At 64.1% G+C, this 16,508-nt stretch carries 17 protein-coding genes; 11 read left to right on the forward strand and 6 right to left on the reverse strand.

The window, feature by feature from the left end; all coding sequences use genetic code 11:
• Positions 1 to 14 precede the first annotated feature (14 nt).
• Positions 15 to 2,228, forward strand: coding sequence for an FAD-dependent oxidoreductase (locus tag JQ591_RS08625; protein ID WP_211395548.1), 2,214 nt, complete (start codon positions 15 to 17; stop codon positions 2,226 to 2,228).
• 493 nt (positions 2,229 to 2,721) lie between these two features.
• On the opposite strand, the gene JQ591_RS08630 is transcribed toward JQ591_RS08625, so the two are convergent.
• A complete protein-coding gene (locus tag JQ591_RS08630; protein WP_211395549.1) occupies positions 2,722 to 3,030 on the reverse strand; it encodes a hypothetical protein in 309 nt (102 codons plus the stop codon).
• 226 nt (positions 3,031 to 3,256) lie between these two features.
• Positions 3,257 to 3,871, reverse strand: coding sequence for a glutathione transferase GstA (gene gstA / locus JQ591_RS08635; protein ID WP_211395550.1), 615 nt, complete (start codon positions 3,869 to 3,871; stop codon positions 3,257 to 3,259).
• A gap of 126 nt (positions 3,872 to 3,997) precedes the next feature.
• Between gstA and JQ591_RS08640 the strand changes: the two genes are divergently transcribed.
• From JQ591_RS08640 to JQ591_RS08650, 3 genes are all read left to right on the forward strand, one after another.
• On the forward strand, positions 3,998 to 4,492 hold the full coding sequence (locus tag JQ591_RS08640; RefSeq protein ID WP_211395551.1) for a MarR family winged helix-turn-helix transcriptional regulator: 495 nt from the start codon (positions 3,998 to 4,000) through the stop codon (positions 4,490 to 4,492).
• Between the two features lie 99 nt (positions 4,493 to 4,591).
• Positions 4,592 to 5,962, forward strand: coding sequence for a glutamate--cysteine ligase (locus tag JQ591_RS08645; RefSeq protein WP_211395552.1), 1,371 nt, complete (start codon positions 4,592 to 4,594; stop codon positions 5,960 to 5,962).
• 124 nt (positions 5,963 to 6,086) lie between these two features.
• The gene (locus tag JQ591_RS08650) at positions 6,087 to 6,659 is read left to right on the forward strand and encodes a PAN domain-containing protein (protein ID WP_211395553.1); all 573 of its coding nucleotides are present in this window, start codon (positions 6,087 to 6,089) and stop codon (positions 6,657 to 6,659) included.
• 55 nt (positions 6,660 to 6,714) lie between these two features.
• Here the strand turns inward: JQ591_RS08650 and JQ591_RS08655 are convergent, their stop codons facing one another.
• Genes JQ591_RS08655 through tldD form a run of 3 tightly spaced genes read right to left on the reverse strand, consistent with a single transcriptional unit; the run spans position 6,715 to position 9,536 of the window.
• On the reverse strand, positions 6,715 to 7,281 hold the full coding sequence (locus JQ591_RS08655) for a nucleotidyltransferase family protein (RefSeq protein WP_211395554.1): 567 nt from the start codon (positions 7,279 to 7,281) through the stop codon (positions 6,715 to 6,717).
• Between the two features lie 54 nt (positions 7,282 to 7,335).
• Positions 7,336 to 8,112, reverse strand: a complete 777-nt coding sequence (gene lepB, locus JQ591_RS08660; RefSeq protein ID WP_211395555.1) for a signal peptidase I — start codon at positions 8,110 to 8,112, stop codon at positions 7,336 to 7,338.
• Complete coding sequence (gene tldD, locus JQ591_RS08665) at positions 8,109 to 9,536, reverse strand: metalloprotease TldD (RefSeq protein WP_211395556.1); 1,428 nt, start codon at positions 9,534 to 9,536, stop codon at positions 8,109 to 8,111. Before tldD ends, lepB begins: the two co-directional genes overlap by 4 nt.
• Before the next feature lie 89 nt (positions 9,537 to 9,625).
• Here tldD and JQ591_RS08670 point away from each other — a divergent pair, with 89 nt between their 5' ends.
• Entirely contained in the window at positions 9,626 to 10,114 is a 489-nt protein-coding gene (locus JQ591_RS08670) for a GNAT family N-acetyltransferase (RefSeq protein ID WP_211395557.1), read from the forward strand.
• 11 nt (positions 10,115 to 10,125) lie between these two features.
• Here JQ591_RS08670 and JQ591_RS08675 read toward each other — a convergent pair whose 3' ends face one another.
• Positions 10,126 to 10,662, reverse strand: coding sequence for an invasion associated locus B family protein (locus JQ591_RS08675; RefSeq protein ID WP_211395558.1), 537 nt, complete (start codon positions 10,660 to 10,662; stop codon positions 10,126 to 10,128).
• Between the two features lie 448 nt (positions 10,663 to 11,110).
• On the opposite strand from JQ591_RS08675, the gene coxB reads away from it, so the two are divergent.
• The 6 genes from coxB (at position 11,111) to JQ591_RS08705 (ending at position 16,474) form a co-directional block, all read left to right on the forward strand.
• Positions 11,111 to 11,950 carry a cytochrome c oxidase subunit II gene (coxB, locus tag JQ591_RS08680; protein ID WP_211395559.1) on the forward strand — a complete coding sequence of 280 codons (840 nt, stop codon included), beginning with the start codon at positions 11,111 to 11,113 and terminating at the stop codon, positions 11,948 to 11,950.
• Between the two features lie 88 nt (positions 11,951 to 12,038).
• The gene (gene ctaD / locus JQ591_RS08685; protein WP_211395560.1) at positions 12,039 to 13,664 is read left to right on the forward strand and encodes a cytochrome c oxidase subunit I; all 1,626 of its coding nucleotides are present in this window, start codon (positions 12,039 to 12,041) and stop codon (positions 13,662 to 13,664) included.
• A gap of 60 nt (positions 13,665 to 13,724) precedes the next feature.
• On the forward strand, positions 13,725 to 14,669 hold the full coding sequence (locus JQ591_RS08690) for a heme o synthase (RefSeq protein WP_211395561.1): 945 nt from the start codon (positions 13,725 to 13,727) through the stop codon (positions 14,667 to 14,669).
• The gene (locus tag JQ591_RS08695; protein WP_007599435.1) at positions 14,666 to 14,842 is read left to right on the forward strand and encodes a hypothetical protein; all 177 of its coding nucleotides are present in this window, start codon (positions 14,666 to 14,668) and stop codon (positions 14,840 to 14,842) included. The genes JQ591_RS08690 and JQ591_RS08695 overlap by 4 nt, the downstream gene beginning before the upstream one ends.
• Before the next feature lie 5 nt (positions 14,843 to 14,847).
• A complete protein-coding gene (locus JQ591_RS08700) occupies positions 14,848 to 15,498 on the forward strand; it encodes a cytochrome c oxidase assembly protein (RefSeq protein WP_211395562.1) in 651 nt (216 codons plus the stop codon).
• 79 nt (positions 15,499 to 15,577) lie between these two features.
• Positions 15,578 to 16,474 (forward strand): cytochrome c oxidase subunit 3, encoded by an 897-nt coding sequence (locus tag JQ591_RS08705; protein ID WP_211395563.1) that lies wholly within the window; start codon positions 15,578 to 15,580, stop codon positions 16,472 to 16,474.
• Positions 16,475 to 16,508 lie beyond the last annotated feature (34 nt).

Below are 16,508 nucleotides of genomic sequence, written 5' to 3' on the forward strand. Positions count from 1 at the left end.
AGGGAGCAACCAGCATGGCTTACAAGAACTTCAAGGTTGAGACCGATTCCGACGGCATCGCGCTCGTGACCTGGGACATTCCGGGCCGTTCGATGAACGTGCTCGACGAGACCTCGACCAGCGAGCTCGACGCGATCGTCAAGGCGACCACGGCCGACGCTGCGGTGAAGGGCGTCGTCATCACCTCTGCCAAGGAGGCGTTCTGCGCCGGCGCGGACCTGTCCATGCTCGAGGGCATGAACCAGGCCTACGCAAAAGTATTCAAGGAGCAGGGCGAGACCGCCGCGAACCAGATGCTGTTCGAGCAGAGCCGGCGTTTCTCGCTGGTGCTGCGCTCCATCGAGACCTCCGGCAAGCCGTGGGCGGCGGCGATCAACGGCCTCGCGCTCGGCGGCGGTTTCGAGATCACGCTGTGCTGCCACTATCGCGTGGCGGCGGAGAATCCCAAGACCCGCCTCGGGCTGCCCGAGGTCAAGGTCGGCCTGTTCCCGGGTGCCGGCGGCACGCAGCGCGTGCCGCGCCTGGTGCCGCCGCAGGACGCAATGACGATCCTGCTCAAGGGCGATCCGGTCACCGTCGAGAAGGCCAAGGCGCTAAATCTGATCCACGCCATCGTTCCCGCGGCCGATCTCGTCAAGGCGGCAAAGGACTGGATCAAGGGCGGCGGCAAGGCTGTTGCGCCCTGGGACGAGAAGGGCTTCAAGCTGCCGGGCGGCCCGGTGTTCTCCAAGGCCGGCATGATGATGTTCCCGGCCGGCAACGCGATCTATCGCCGCGAGACCTACGACAATTATCCGGCCGCGCGCGCGATCATGAGCTGCGTCTACGAGGGCCTCCAGTTGCCGATCGACGCCGCGCTGCGCGTGGAATCGCGCTACTTCACCTCGGTCCTGCGCTCGAAGGAAGCGGCCGCGATGATCCGCAGCCTGTTCCTGTCGATGCAGGAATTGAACAAGGGTGCGCGCCGTCCGAAGGACGTGCCGCCGACCAAGGTGAAGAAGATCGCCGTGATCGGCGCCGGGTTCATGGGCGCGAGCGTCGGCTATGTCTCGGCCCGTGCCGGCCTCGACGTCGTCCTGATCGATCGCGACCAGGAGAGCGCCGACAAGGGCAAGGCGCATGCGCAGAAGGTGATCGAGGAGCAGATCAAGAAGGGCCGCGCCAAGCCCGGCGACGCAGAAGCCCTGCTCGCGCGCATCACGCCGACCGCGGACTATTCCGCACTGAAGGACGTCGATCTCGTCATCGAAGCCGTGTTCGAGGACCGCAAGGTCAAGGCTGATACCTTTGCCAAGGCGCAGGAGCATATGAAGCCGGACGTGATCTTCGCGTCCAACACCTCGACGCTTCCGATCACTTCGCTCGCCGAATCCTTCAAGGACCAGGGCAGGTTCGTCGGCATCCACTTCTTCTCGCCGGTCGAGAAGATGATGCTGGTCGAGATCATCAAGGGCAAGAACACCGGCGATCTCGCGCTCGCGACCGCGCTCGACTACGTCCGGCAGATCGGTAAGACGCCGATCGTCGTCAACGACAGCCGCGGCTTCTTCGCCAATCGCTGCGTCGGCCGCTACGTCGCCGAAGGCAACGAGATGTTCCTCGAAGGCGTGCCGCCCGCGATGATCGAGAACTGCGCCAAGATGGCCGGCATGCCGGTCGGCCCGCTCTCGCTGTCGGACGAGGTCGCGCTCGACCTCGGGCTCAAGATCATGAAGGCGACGGAAGCCGACCTCGGCCCCAACGCCATCAATCCCGATCAGAAGAAGCTGATGGTGGAGATGGTCGAGAAGCAGGGCCGTCTGGGCCGCAAGAACAGCAAGGGCTTTTACGATTACCCCGAGAAGGGCAAGGGCCAGAAGAGCCTGTGGCCGGGCTTGTCCGCGCTGCAGCCCAAGCAGCTCGATCCCGATACCCTCGACATCGAGGAGTTGAAGCAGCGCTTCCTGGTGGTGCAGGCGGTGGAGGCCGCGCGCACGGTGGAGGACCATGTCATCACCGATCCGCGCGAGGCGGATGTCGGCTCGATCCTCGGCTTCGGCTTCGCGCCGTTCACCGGTGGCACGCTGTCCTACATCGACTTCATGGGCCCGAAGAAGTTCGTCGAGCTTTGCCACAAGCTGGAGGCGAAATACGGCTCGCGCTTCACCCCGCCGAAACTCCTCGAGGAGATGGCCGCGAAGGGAGAAACCTTCTACGGCCGCTTCGCTCCGAACAAGGCGGCGGCCTGAGCCGCACGCGTAGCCCGGTTTGCGCTTCGCTGCCTTCGGGCTGCACATTCGAGATCGAAGAATACGAAAGGCCGGGTCATCGATCCGGCCTTTTCGTTTCAGGCCACGCTCATCACGGTTGCGTCAAATCGTTCCCGGCTTGTGGAACCGGTCACAGAATTCGCGTAGGAACCGTGCCAGAGTCCCCGCTGCCGCGGTGTCGCGCAATTGTCATAAGCGCGTCAAAGCAGCGCCGTTCTTTTGCTCGGCCCTGGCACTAGTCTTGCTCCGGGTCAGGGTCATGAAACCGGTTGGGACACTTGCCGAGCCATCGGCAAGTTGAAGACGAAATAAGAAAGTGTCCTTGATGAACTCTCTGGTGCTGCGGAAGACCGCGCTTGGTCGCGATCTCGCCGCGAAATATGCTGTTGCGTCCGCAACTGGCCGTCTCTTGCCCCAACAGAAGCCGGCGCGCCTGCGCCGCAAGGGGCCGGTGCTTTGGGCCGCTGCGGCTTTACTTGTGCTGGCTGCGGATTTTCTGCTTGCTTGCCTGGCCTGGCTCGCCGTCGATTTCGTCATGGGATGAGGCGTGGCGCGTGTGCAGCACATAGGCTGCCGCGAAATAAGCGAGCTGGCAGACGGCGAGGCAACCAGCAATGACGAGCACGCCCGCCATCATCCCGAATTCGTAAGCGCGCAGAATTATCGCCGAGAAAATCGCGATCAACGGCGAGATCACGACCAGCGCCCAGACCCTGAAAACGCAACCTGTCGCTATTCCCACCAACGCGCTTGCTACGATCAGGACGAGGGCGATCGTCAAGTTCAACTCCGATGCGAGTCCAATAATTCTTCAATCAATTCCGTCAAAATCGCCCGCTTCGCGGGTAGTGACAAGACAGCACTACTTACGTTTGGCGAACAGTAGTTCATAAGTCTAACGCGAGGTACGATGATCCGGCTGAGTGGTTTCGCGCGGCGCGGTCCTGCGGCAGCAAAAAGGGCCGGATCGTGGACCCGGCCCCTGGGAGATTGATCGGCGTCGCGTCTCAGGCGGCCTGGACCAGCCCTTCCTTCTTCAGCGCTTCCTGCACCTGCGGCCGCGCCGCGACGCGGGTCTTGTACGCGGCAAGGTTCGGCATCGCCGAGAGGTCGAACTTCATTCGGTCGCCCCAGGTCAGCATCGTGAAGAGATAGCCGTCAGCCACCGTGAACTGCTTGCCCATGAGGTAGTCACGGCCGGCGAGCTGGCTGTCGATGTATTTCAGCTTGCCCATGACGCGGTCCTTGAAGAAGGCCTTGGCCTCGTCGTTCAGGGCCGGCGCGAACAGCGGGCCAAAGCTCTTGTGCACCTCCGAGGTGAGAAAATTCAGCCACTCCATGAGCTTGTAGCGCTCGGCGCTGCCGTGGGCCGGCGCCAGCGCCTTGGCTGAGGCCTGATCGGCGATCATCTGGACAATCACCGGACCTTCGGTCACGATCTCTCCGCTATCGAGGCCCAGCGCAGGGACCTGGCCCTTGGGGTTCAGCTTCAGATAATCCTCACCATTTTCGAGCTTCTTGGCCCGGATATCGACCTTGACCAGTTCATAGGGCAGGCCGGCTTCCAGCAGCGCGATATGGGGGGACAGCGAGCAGGCACCGGGCGAATAGTACAGTTTCATGGAATTTCCTCCTCTTGATGCTTGGTTCAGGCGAAAGACCGACTACATGCATCTGCTTGAAATAGTCAAGATTGATGCAGGTGCATCGAATAGGGTAAGAGACGGGCGACGAGCTTGAGCGGGACCATGAAACGCAAACCATCGACCGAGGCGACTTCCGCCTGGATCCGCTTGATGCGGGTACAGAGCCGCGTGCTCGATTGTGTCGAGCAGGACCTGAAGAAGGCCGGCTTCCCACCGCTGGCATGGTATGACGCGCTGCTCGAACTGTCACGGGCGCCCTCGGGCGAGCTCCGGCCGGTCGAACTCGAACGGCAGATGCTGATCCCGCAATATTCGACATCGCGGCTGATCGACCGCCTGGTCGACGAAGGCCTCGCCTTGCGGCGTGAATGCAAGATCGACAAGCGCGGCCAGTTCGTGGAGATCACGGAAGCCGGCCGCGAATTGCAGAAGCGGATGTGGGGCGCCTATTCGGCCGCAATCGAGAAATATGTCGGTTCGAAGCTGTCCGATGCGGATGCCGTGAAGCTCAGCGGTCTGCTCGACCGTCTGGGCTGCTCGTGCGGCGAGATGAAACTGCCGCCTGCCCACGTCAACGAAACCACACCGTTGCGATGATCGCGCGGCAAACCAGCTCGTCCGTGCAACCGGTGGGTTCGCGGACCATCCCTGTCACCCACGCGCGTTCGATCGAAGCGCTTTTGATTAGAGTTTGATATGGCGCGAGACCAGATCGATATGACGCCGCTGCAATCGCGCGACGAACTCGTCGCTTGGTTCGAGGCTGGCTGCAAGGACCCGTCCGAATTCCGCATGGGCACCGAGCACGAGAAGACACCGTTCACGCTCGAAGGCCACCGTCCGGTGCCCTACGACGGCGCGCGCGGTATCGGCGCGCTGCTCGAAGGCATGAAACTCCTGCTCGGCTGGGAGCCGATCATGGAGAAGGGTAACATCATCGGCCTCTACGACGTCACCGGCGGCGGCGCGATCTCGCTCGAGCCCGGCGGGCAGTTCGAGCTCTCGGGCGCCCCCGTCGAGAACGTGCACCAGACCCAGAGTGAGCTGATGGCGCATCTGGCGCAGGTGCGCGAGATCGCAACGCCGCTCGGCATCGGCTTCCTCGGGCTCGGCATGACGCCGTCCTGGTCGCGCGCCGACATCCCGGTGATGCCCAAGGGCCGCTACAAGATCATGACCAATTACATGCCGAAGGTCGGCCAGTACGGCCTCGACATGATGTACCGGACCTGCACGGTACAGACCAATCTCGACTTCTCTTCCGAAGCCGACATGGTCAAGAAGCTGCGCGTCTCGCTCGCGCTCCAGCCGGTCGCAACCGCCTTGTTCGCCAACTCGCCGTTCACCGAGGGCAAGCCGAACGGCTTCCTCTCCTTCCGGTCCGAGATCTGGCGCGACACCGACAATGCGCGCGCCGGCATGATGCCGTGGGCATTCGAGGACGGCATGGGCTTCGAGCGCTATGTCGACTATGCGCTCGACGTGCCTATGTATTTCGTCAAGCGCGACGAGGATTATATCGACGTCTCGGGCTCCTCGTTCCGCGCCTTCTTCGATGGCCGCAACAACAATCTGCCCGGGGAACGTCCGACGCTGTCGGACTGGGCCAACCATCTTTCGACGATCTTCCCGGAGGTGCGGCTCAAGCGCTATCTCGAGATGCGCGGCTCCGACGGTGGGCCGTGGGGCCGTCTGCCGGCGCTATCTGCGTTCTGGGCCGGGCTGCTCTACGACGATGTGTCGCTAGATGCCGCATGGGACCTTGTGAAGCACTGGTCTGCGCATGAGCGTCAGGCCTTGCGCGATGACGTGCCGCGCTTCGGCTTCAAGTCGCGGATCAAGGACCGCTATCTGTTCGAGATCGCCAAGGAGTGCCTCGTTCTGGCACATGCCGGCTTGCGCCGGCGCGGCCGGATCGATCAGCTCGGCCGCGACGAGACCAGGCATCTGGAGCCGCTCGATCGGATCATCGATTCCGGCCGCACGCCGGCTGAGGAGTTGCTCGACAAGTTCAACGGTCCCTGGAACGGCTCGGTGGAACCAGCCTACGCGGAATACGCGTTCTAGACCCAAAGGGCCAACAGGTGGCCACGATCAGGGACCCGAGCCGTTCATCGCCCATACAGGTTTGCGGCGATCAAATGACCGGCTGAAAAACCTGAGCGTCGTCAATAACTCGAAAGCTGTTCCGATGGGCAAGGGCCGCCTGGCCGTCATGGCAAGCGTCATGGCAAGCGTCGTGGCCTGCGCCGCGCTGCTTTCGCTCGTGTTTGCGAGCTGGCCTGCGCGCGCCCAGACGGCGTTCGATCGGCCCGGCGGAGACTATTTCAGCACCCCGGTCACGTCGGGCGATCCCGAGGATTGCGCGCTGCTGTGCGAGCGCGACCGCCGTTGCCGCTCGTGGAGCTTCAGCTATCCGGACGTCGAAGGCGGCTCGGCGGTGTGCTGGCTGAAGAACACGGTGCCCGCGCGCGTGCCGGGGAGTTGCTGCATCTCCGGTGTGCGCGGCGCCGGCGTGATCGAGCCGCGTGTCGAAGGCGTCGAGACCTCGATCGACCGCCCCGGCGGCGATTTGCGCAATTTCGAGATGAAGGACGGCGAAGGCGAAGAGGCCTGCAAGGCCGCCTGCACCGGGGACAACAAATGCCGCGCCTTCACCTATGCGCGCCCCGGCTACACCGGGCGTGAAGCGCGCTGCTTCCTGAAAAAGGAAATCAAGCCGCCGCGCCGCAAAGCGGGGTTTACGTCGGGCGTGGTGCGGTAGAAGAGATTCCGCAGAGGGGTGGCAGCGGTGGGAGGGCATGCTTGTCTGGCCCACCTCAATGCACCGCGATCACCGTGATCTCGGGCCACAGCGTCTTCCAGCGTGCCGCCTTCGCCGCGTAATTGGCGGCGGAAAAATTCGGCGCCCGATTAGGTCGCACGATGAGCTTCGCGACGTCGTCGAACCCGTGCGGCGCGTAGACGTCGAAATCCCCACCGGCAGGGCGGATGCCCACCTGCGTATTCTCCGTGAGGAAGCGGTCGATACCGTCGGTCGCGCGCATCAACGGTGGATAGGGCAGACCGTGCTTGCCGGGATACCAAAGGTGCACGCGCGCCTGGTTGCGGATTTCAACCTTGGCGCCGAGATGCGCGAGCTGCGCGTGCAGCTTGCGGATCACCGCGTCTTCCGCCTCCCATGAGGTGTCGGAATCGAAATAGAACACGTCGTAATCGGCTATGCCGTGATCGATCGGGCGGCCCGTGAGCACGTTCCACACCGTCTGCACCAGGCAGCCCGCGACGAGCCACGCATCCGGCAGCGCGAGGCGATGGATTTCATCGAGGATCGCTGCGTTGAACGGATTTAGCAGCGCGAGCGTCAGAAATTCGTCGCGGATCATCACAGTTGCGCTCCCTCTCCCGCGTGCAGGAGAGAGGTGAGGACATTCCGGCCTTCAATGCACGGCGGTGAAAAACCGCGCCATGCGAAATCCGGACAGCCAGGTCCACACCGGCTGGCCACGGATGCCGAGATCCCAGGACCCGAGCACGGCATCCGCGCGGCCGACCAGATTGTCGATCGGCAACAGGCCGACGCCGCCGGAGCGCAAGGGCACGCGGCTGTCGGCGGAGTTGTCGCGGTTGTCGCCGAGCACGAAGAGATGGCCCGCCGGCACCGTCACTTCCTGCGTGTTGTCGAGCGGACCGTTGTCACGCATCTTGAAGATCAGATGCGAGACGCCGTTCGGCAGAGTCTCGACATAGCGATAGGCGGGTTCGCTGCCGCCATTGTCGTCCTCGGCGGCGCCAACGCCGTCCGGCTTCAGCTCGGCGGGGCGGTCGTTGACGAAGAGCTGGCCCTGCCGCAGCTGGATGCGGTCGCCGGGCAGACCCACGACGCGCTTGACCCAGGCCTGCGAGCGGTCGCCGGGCCAGCGGAAGACGACGACGTCGCCCTGCTTCGGCGTCTCCGCGAAGACGCGGCCGCTCTCGGGCAGGTTGATCTGGATCGGCAGCGACGAGGTGCCGTAGCCGTAGGGGAATTTCGAGGCGATCAATGCGTCGCCGATCAACAGCGTCGGCTCCATCGAGCCCGACGGCACGTAGAACGGCTCGGCCAGTGCACCCTTGGCAATGAACACCGCTGCGACGATGCCGGCGAGCTGCACGAGCTGGCCGCCCCAGCCGCTGCTCTTCCGCTTGGTGGTGACAGTTATCTTCTCGACGCTCATCCGCCCGTTCCACCCACTGTAATGCGTTCCATCAGTAGCGACGGCTGGCCGACGCCGACCGGCACGCCCTGGCCGTTCTTGCCACAGGTGCCGATGCCGGTATCGAGCGCGAGGTCGTTGCCGACCATGCGGATGCGATGCAGGTCGGTCGGTCCGTTGCCGATCAGCATGGCGCCCTTCAAGGGCGCACCGATCTTGCCGTTCTCGATCTTGTAGGCCTCGGTGCACTGAAACACGTATTTGCCCGAGGTGATGTCGACCTGACCGCCGCCGAAATTCGCGGCGAAGACGCCGTTCTTCACCGAGGCGAGGATCTCGGCCGGATCGCGATCGCCCGCGAGCATGTAGGTGTTGGTCATGCGCGGCATCGGCACATGGGCATAGCCCTGGCGGCGGCCGTTGCCGGTCGGCTTCATGTTCATCAGGCGCGCGTTCTGGCGGTCCTGCATATAACCGACCAGGACGCCGTCCTCGATCAGCACGGTGCGGTTGGTCGGCGTGCCCTCGTCGTCGATCGACAGCGAGCCGCGGCGCGAGGCAATGGTGCCGTCGTCGACCACGGTAACGCCCTTGGCTGCGACCTGCTGGCCCATCAGGCCGGCAAACGCAGACGTCTTCTTGCGGTTGAAGTCGCCCTCGAGGCCATGGCCGACCGCCTCATGCAGCATCACGCCGGGCCAGCCGGCCCCAAGCACGACGTCCATCTCGCCGGCGGGGGCGGGAATCGATTCCAGATTGACCAGAGCCTCGCGCAACGCGCCGTCGGCGGCGTCGCGCCAGTTCTTGCTTTCGATGAATTCGGCGTAGCCGGCGCGGCCGCCATAGCCCTTGCTGCCGCTCTCCTGGCGGTCGCCCTGACCGGCGACGACGGAGACGTTGACGCGCACCAGCGGGCGGATGTCGCGATAGCTCTCGCCGTCCGGCCGCAGGATCTCGACCACCTGCCAGGTCGCGCCCAGGCTGACGCTGACCTGCCGCACCCGCGGATCCTTGTCGCGCAGATAGGCGTCGATCTCGGCGAGCAGTTTGACCTTGGTCTCGAAGCCGGGGGCATCGAGCGGATTGTCGTCGCTATAAAGCCGCACGTTGGTATGCGCTGGAGGCGCAGCGAAGCTGCCGGAATAACCGCCGCGCACGGCCGCGACCGCGTCCGCGGCGCGAATCAGCGCCGGCAGCGACACGTCGGAGGAATGCGCGTAGCCGACCGCGTCGTCCTTGACGGCGCGCAGGCCAAAACCCTGCGAGGTGTCGTAGGTCGCCTGCTTCAGCCGGCCATTGTCGAACATCAGCGCTTCGGTCTGGCTGTATTCCAGGAACAATTCGCCGTCGTCGGCACCGGCAAGCCCGCGCGCGAGCTCGCTGCGAACCTGGTCGCGGTCGAGATTGGCGCGGTCGAGCAGGGAGGTTGTGGCGGGGTTGGTCATCGATCACCCATTGTCGAAGAGATGTCTGGCAAGATAATGGCTTCGTGCGCGTTCGGCGAGGGGCCGTTCGGACACATTACCGAAACGACATGATTGAAATCATTGCAATATCCGAAGCGCATGTCGAAAGCTTCCACCGGGCGCTGGATACGGTCGCGCGGGAGCGGCGCTATCTCGCTTTCCTGGAGGCGCCTCCGCTCGAGGCGACGCGCAGCTTCGTCCTCGACATGATCGCGCAACGGAATCCGCAATTCGTCGCCCTTTCCGGCACTGATGTTGTCGGCTGGTGCGATGTTCAGCGGCTGTCGCGCCCGATTCACGCCCATGGCGGCATCCTCGGTATGGGTCTTTTGCAGCCATTTCGAGGCCAGGGTCTCGGGACCCGGCTGATACGGCACACCCTCGACGCCGCGCGCGCCGCGGGCATGTCGAGGGTCGAGCTGTCGGTCCACGAGAACAACGCGAATGCGATCGCGCTCTACAAAAAGGTCGGGTTCGTCATCGAGGGCTTGCAGCGCAACGCCAACAAGATCGACGGTGTGTACGGGAATGTGACCCTGATGGCGCTGCTGTTTTGACGGGCTACGCCCTACGGCAGCTTGTCATAGCCTTCGCCGAGCCCGTTCAGGCTGAGCGGGAAGCCGATGCCTTCTTCCGGCGTCTCGAAGATGATGAAGGTCGCAGTCTTGGCGGTGCGGAGCTGGCCGAGCAGCTTGTCGTCCATGACCACCTCGGCGACGCAGCCATTGGGCAGGCAGCGGACGAAGCCGGCACGGCCGACGTCCTGGTTGTCGAGCTTGAGGCCGAGGCCGGACGGCAGGAGAACGCCGAGGGGGGCGACCACCCGCATCAGGCGGCTCTTCTGGTCGGCGGTCTTGAGCACGATCACGGTCAGGCCGGCATTGGAGCGGTCTTCGGCGACCACGCTCTGGATCAGGGCGCATTGCTCGGACTGGGCGCCCGGCGGGGTGTCGCAGCGGATCTGCCAGTCGCCATGGACGGAGCGCACCGCGCCCTGCGCATGGGCGAGGCCCGGGAGCGCGACCGCCGCCAGCAGGGCAGCCAGCATCGTGAGGCCGCTAGCCTGCCTCTTAGCCCGCTTTGCCGTGCCTCTCGAAAACCCCATCGGGTCGGTCCCTCTGCTCGCCTGGGTCGCTCGCACCTGGCGGACTGATACGGGAATGACGGCGTCTTGAAGGCGATTCGCAAGCAAATTCCACGCCGCCACGGCCGCCATCGCCCGCACGAATCAGGTTCCTGTGCGGCTGTCTGCCAGTGCCTACCGCGGGCAATTCCGCTGTCAAGCCGCAGCATCCCGGGAAACGGTATTTTTGTCTGATGTTACTAGGAAATATCTTGCGGGTGATGGCAGGCAGACGAGGCTCAAGACTGCATTGCGATAGATCAAGAATTATGGTTTGAGAGGCTTGATTTCGGCGTTCTAGCGATCTGGCCCCAATTCCTCTTAGAGGTATTCTTGCGCGGCGGTTTGTCAGAGGGGCGGATCGAATAAAGCGTTTCCCGAAAATAGGGGGATGCACTTGGGGTGATTTCGTTAGGGGAGCGCGAACGGCATGAAGATGTCGATGGGCCCGGTGGGCCGGCACTTGCTGGGATTGGCCGTGGCGGGTCTGACGCTGGCGACGAGCGGTGCGGCATTCGCCGAGCTCGGGCAACCGGCGCCGTGGGAGTGGACGCTTCAGCAGTCTGGCTCCCCGGTGATGGACAATATCATCTGGTTCCACAATTTCCTGTTCGTGCTGATCACTGTGATCACGCTGTTCGTTCTGGCGCTGCTCGTGATCGTGGTCGTCAAGTTCAACGCGAAGGCCAATCCGGTGCCGTCGCGGACCACGCACAACACGCTGATCGAAGTGGCGTGGACGCTCGTTCCGGTGCTGATTCTGGTCGGTATCTCGGTGCCGTCGTTCCGCCTCCTGTTCCTCGAGCTCGACGTGCCGAAGGCGGACCTGACCATCAAGGCGACCGGCAAGCAGTGGTATTGGTCCTACGCCTATCCGGATAACGGCAAGTTCGAGTTCGACTCGCTGATGGCCCAGGACAAGCAGCCCCGCCTGCTCGGCGTCGACAACGAGATGGTGGTCCCCGTCAACAAGGTGGTCCGGGTTCAGGTGACCGGGGCCGACGTCATCCACGCCTTCGCGATGCCGGCTTTCGGCGTCAAGATCGACGCCATTCCGGGACGGCTGAACGAGACCTGGTTCAAGGCAACCAAGACCGGCATGTTCTACGGCCAGTGCTCGGAGCTGTGCGGCAAGGACCACGCCTTCATGCCGATCGCTATCCGCGTGGTGAGCGACCAGGAGTTCGCCTCCTGGGTCGAGACGGCGAAGAAGAAATATGCGAGCGGCGGCACCAGCACCTACGCCTCCACGGCCGGCTCGACGCAGTAAGCGCCGGGCGACGGGGTCGAGGGAACTGAAAGCGACATAAGGGCGGGACCTCCAGAGGTCCGATCGGGACGCAAGGCAGGATTAGAAAATGGCAACGAGCGCAGCGGCACACGGCGATCACGCGCAAGACCACGGACATGACGAGCACGCCCATCCGACCGGATGGCGGCGCTACGTCTATTCGACCAACCACAAGGACATCGGCACGATGTACCTGATCTTCGCGGTCATTGCCGGCGTCATCGGCGCCGCGATGTCGATCGCGATCCGTGCCGAGCTGATGTATCCGGGCGTGCAGATCTTCCACGAGACGCACACCTACAATGTGTTCGTGACCTCCCACGGCCTGATCATGATCTTCTTCATGGTCATGCCCGCGATGATCGGCGGCTTCGGCAACTGGTTCGTGCCGCTGATGATCGGCGCGCCCGACATGGCGTTCCCGCGCATGAACAACATCTCGTTCTGGCTGCTGCCGGCCTCCTTTGCGCTGCTGCTGATGTCGACCTTCGTCGAGGGCGAGCCGGGCGCCAACGGTGTCGGCGCCGGCTGGACCATGTACGCGCCGCTGTCGAGCTCGGGCCATCCGGGCCCGGCCGTCGACTTCGCGATCCTGTCGCTGCATCTGGCGGGCGCCTCGTCGATCCTCGGTGCCATCAACTTCATCACCACCATCTTCAACATGCGCGCGCCGGGCATGACCCTGCACAAGATGCCGCTGTTCGTGTGGTCGATCCTGGTGACGGTGTTCCTGCTGCTGTTGTCGCTGCCGGTGCTCGCCGGTGCGATCACGATGCTGCTCACCGACCGCAATTTCGGCACGACGTTCTTCAACCCAGAAGGCGGCGGCGATCCCGTGCTGTTCCAGCATCTGTTCTGGTTCTTCGGTCACCCCGAAGTGTACATCCTGATCCTGCCCGCCTTCGGCATGGTCAGCCAGATCGTCTCGACCTTCTCGCGCAAGCCCGTGTTCGGCTATCTCGGCATGGCCTACGCCATGGTCGCGATCGGCGGCATCGGCTTCGTGGTGTGGGCGCACCATATGTACACGGTCGGCATGTCCTCGGCGACGCAGGCCTATTTCGTCGCCGCCACGATGGTCATCGCGGTCCCGACCGGCGTGAAGATCTTCTCGTGGATCGCCACGATGTGGGGCGGTTCGATCGAGTTCCGCGCGCCGATGATCTGGGCGGTGGGATTCATCTTCCTGTTCACCGTCGGCGGCGTCACCGGTGTCGTGCTGGCGAATGCCGGCGTCGACCGCGTGCTCCAGGAGACGTACTACGTCGTCGCGCACTTCCACTACGTGCTGTCGCTCGGCGCGGTGTTCGGGATCTTCGCCGGCTGGTACTACTGGTTCCCGAAGATGTCGGGCTACATGTACAATGAGACGCTGGCGAAGGCGCACTTCTGGGTCACCTTCATCGGTGTGAACCTGGTGTTCTTCCCGCAGCACTTCCTCGGCCTGTCGGGCATGCCGCGCCGCTATGTCGACTATCCCGACGCGTTCGCGGGCTGGAACCTGGTCTCGTCGGTCGGCTCCTACATCTCCGGCTTCGGCGTGCTGATCTTCCTCTACTGCGTGATCGACGCCTTCGCGAAAAAGGTGCCGGCTGGCGACAATCCGTGGGGTGCAGGTGCGACCACGCTGGAGTGGACGCTGCCCTCGCCCCCGCCCTTCCACCAGTTCGAAGTTCTGCCCCGCGTGCAGTAAGCCGACGCTCGCGGCGCCCGTGACGGGCGCCGCGGCTCTACAACGAAGCGAGTCAGTCTAGTGTCCGTCCTCGACCACAACGCCATCGACATCAATCCCCGCATCTCCGAAGCGGAGGTTGGCGATTACATCGCGCTCCTGAAGCCGCGGGTGATGTCGCTGGTGATCTTCACCGCGCTGGTCGGAATGGCGATGGCGCCCGGGCATTTCCACCCGGTGCTGGCCTTCACCTCGCTGCTCTGCATCGCCGTCGGTGCCGGCGCCTCCGGGGCGCTCAACATGGCGCTCGAAGGCGACATCGACGCCAAGATGTCGCGCACGGCGAACCGGCCGATTCCGCGCGGCCGCATCACCCGCCCCGAGGCGATGACCTTCGGCATGACGCTCGCCTTCTTCTCGGTGATGACGCTCGGCATCCTGGTCAACTGGATCGCGGGCGCGCTGCTCGCCTTCACCATCTTCTTCTACGTCGTGATCTACACGATCGGCCTGAAGCGCTGGACCGCGCAGAACATCGTGATCGGCGGTGCCGCCGGTGCGCTGCCGCCGGTGGTGGCCTGGGCCGCGGTCACGGGCACGGTCGACGTCGAGCCGCTGCTGCTGTTCGCCATCATCTTCTTCTGGACGCCGCCGCACTTCTGGGCGCTGGCGCTGTTCCGCTCCGACGATTACGCGCGCGCCGGCATTCCGATGCTGCCCAACGTCGCCGGCCCCGACGCGACGCGGCTTCAGATCCTGCTCTACACCATCGTGCTGATCGCGGTCGCGGCTGCGCCCTGGGCGCTCGGCTATTTCGACGCCATCTACGGCATCGTTTCTCTGATCCTCGGCGCCGGCATGCTGGGGTTCGCCATCAACGTCTATGTCCGCCGCGAGCGCAGCCAGTCGCTGCGGGCGACCCGCAAGCTGTTTGCGTTCTCCATCCTTTATCTGTTCGCGCTGTTTGCGACCTTGCTGGCCGAGGTCGTGTTCCGGGCGCTTGCTCCGATGGTAGGGGGCGCATGATCGCAGGAATGGCCGACAAACCCGAGATAGACGGAATCGTCCTCACCGAGGCGCAGAAGAAGAGCCGTCGTCAGCGCTCGATCGCGATCGCGCTCGCGCTCGGCGTGCTCGTGGTGCTGTTCTTCGCCGTGACCATGGTCAAGGGACCGGCCGTGCTCGTCCGGCCGATGTAGGAAACATGGATCAGAAGCCGACCATATCGCGGGACCAGAGCCGGACGAGCACCAAGGGGCGCAGGCCTTCCAAGGGGCTTGGCCGCGACGTGGTGGTCGCCTCGATCTGCGGCGGCGTGGTCGCGCTGATGGTCGGCGCGTCCTACGCGGCGGTGCCGTTCTACAATTGGTTCTGCCGCGCCACCGGCTTCAACGGCACGACCCAGGTCGCGACCTCGGCGCCGGCGAGCGGCCCGATCGCACGGAAGATCGCGGTGCGCTTCGATTCCAACGTCGCGCCCGGCCTGCCCTGGAAGTTCGAGCCGGAGCAGAGCGAGATCGAGGTCAATATCGGCCAGGTCGTGACGGTCTTTTACACGGTGACCAACCAGGCCGCGCGGACCACCGCAGGCCAGGCCGCCTACAATGTCGCGCCGCTGACGGTCGGTTCCTATTTCCAGAAGATCAACTGCTTCTGCTTCACCGAGCAGACCATGGCGCCCGGCGAGAAGCGCGAGATGCCGGTCGTGTTCTACGTCGATCCGTCGATCGCCGACGACCACGAGAACGACGGGCTGAACACCATCACGCTGTCCTATACTTTCTATCCGGTGCGCGATCCGGTGGTGAAGCCGCTCGCATCTGGTGAGAACGACAAACGCAAGGGAAATCTCTGATCGCCGGGCTCGCGCTCGGGGGGTTGGAAACAAGGGGATAAGTGCCGGACAGGCACGGGATTGAGGAGCGAGACCGCAAATGGCAACGGCGCACACCAAGCATCACGACTACCACCTGGTCGATCCCTCGCCATGGCCCGTCGTCGGCTCCATCTCGGCCTTCATCATGGCGGTCGGCGCGATCACCTGGATGCACCACATGTTCTCGGCTGCGCCGATCATCTTCGGTGTCGGCACCGTCGGCGTGCTCTACACCATGGCGAGCTGGTGGGGCGACGTGATCAAGGAAGCCCAGTACAAGGGCGACCACACCCGCGTCGTGCAGCTGCATCACCGCTACGGCATGATCCTGTTCATCGCCTCGGAGGTGATGTTCTTCGTCGCCTGGTTCTGGGCCTATTTCAACGCGGCGCTATTCCCGGCCGACGCCGTCCACGCCACCCGCGATGCGGTGTTCGGCTGTGGTCTCGGTACCGCGGCCGGCGCCTGCGCCGTGCCGGGCACCTGGCCGCCGCACGGCATCGAGACCTTCGATCCCTGGCATCTGCCGCTCCTGAACACGCTGATCCTGCTCACCTCCGGCACCACGGTGACCTGGGCCCATCATGCGCTGCTCGAGAACGATCGCCAGGGCCTGAAGTATGGCCTGATCATCACCGTCGTGCTCGGGGCGCTCTTCACCTGCGTGCAGGCCTATGAGTACAGCCACGCGGCATTCTCCTTCGGCGGCAACGTCTACGGCGCGACCTTCTTCATGGCGACCGGCTTCCACGGTTTCCATGTGCTGGTCGGCACCATCTTCCTGCTCGTGTGCCTGTTCCGCGCCTATGCCGGCCACTTCACGCCGACCCAGCATCTCGGCTTCGAGTTCGCCGCCTGGTACTGGCACTTCGTCGACGTGGTCTGGCTGTTCCTGTTCCTCTGCATCTACGTGTGGGGACACGGCGCCGAGACCATGGCCCACGGCGCGCACTGAGCTGGCTGACATCGGATCGAGAGAGGGCGGCCAC

Origin of the sequence: Bradyrhizobium canariense, from assembly GCF_018130465.1 — a bacterium.
GTDB classification, from domain to species: Bacteria; Pseudomonadota; Alphaproteobacteria; order Rhizobiales; family Xanthobacteraceae; genus Bradyrhizobium; species Bradyrhizobium canariense_C.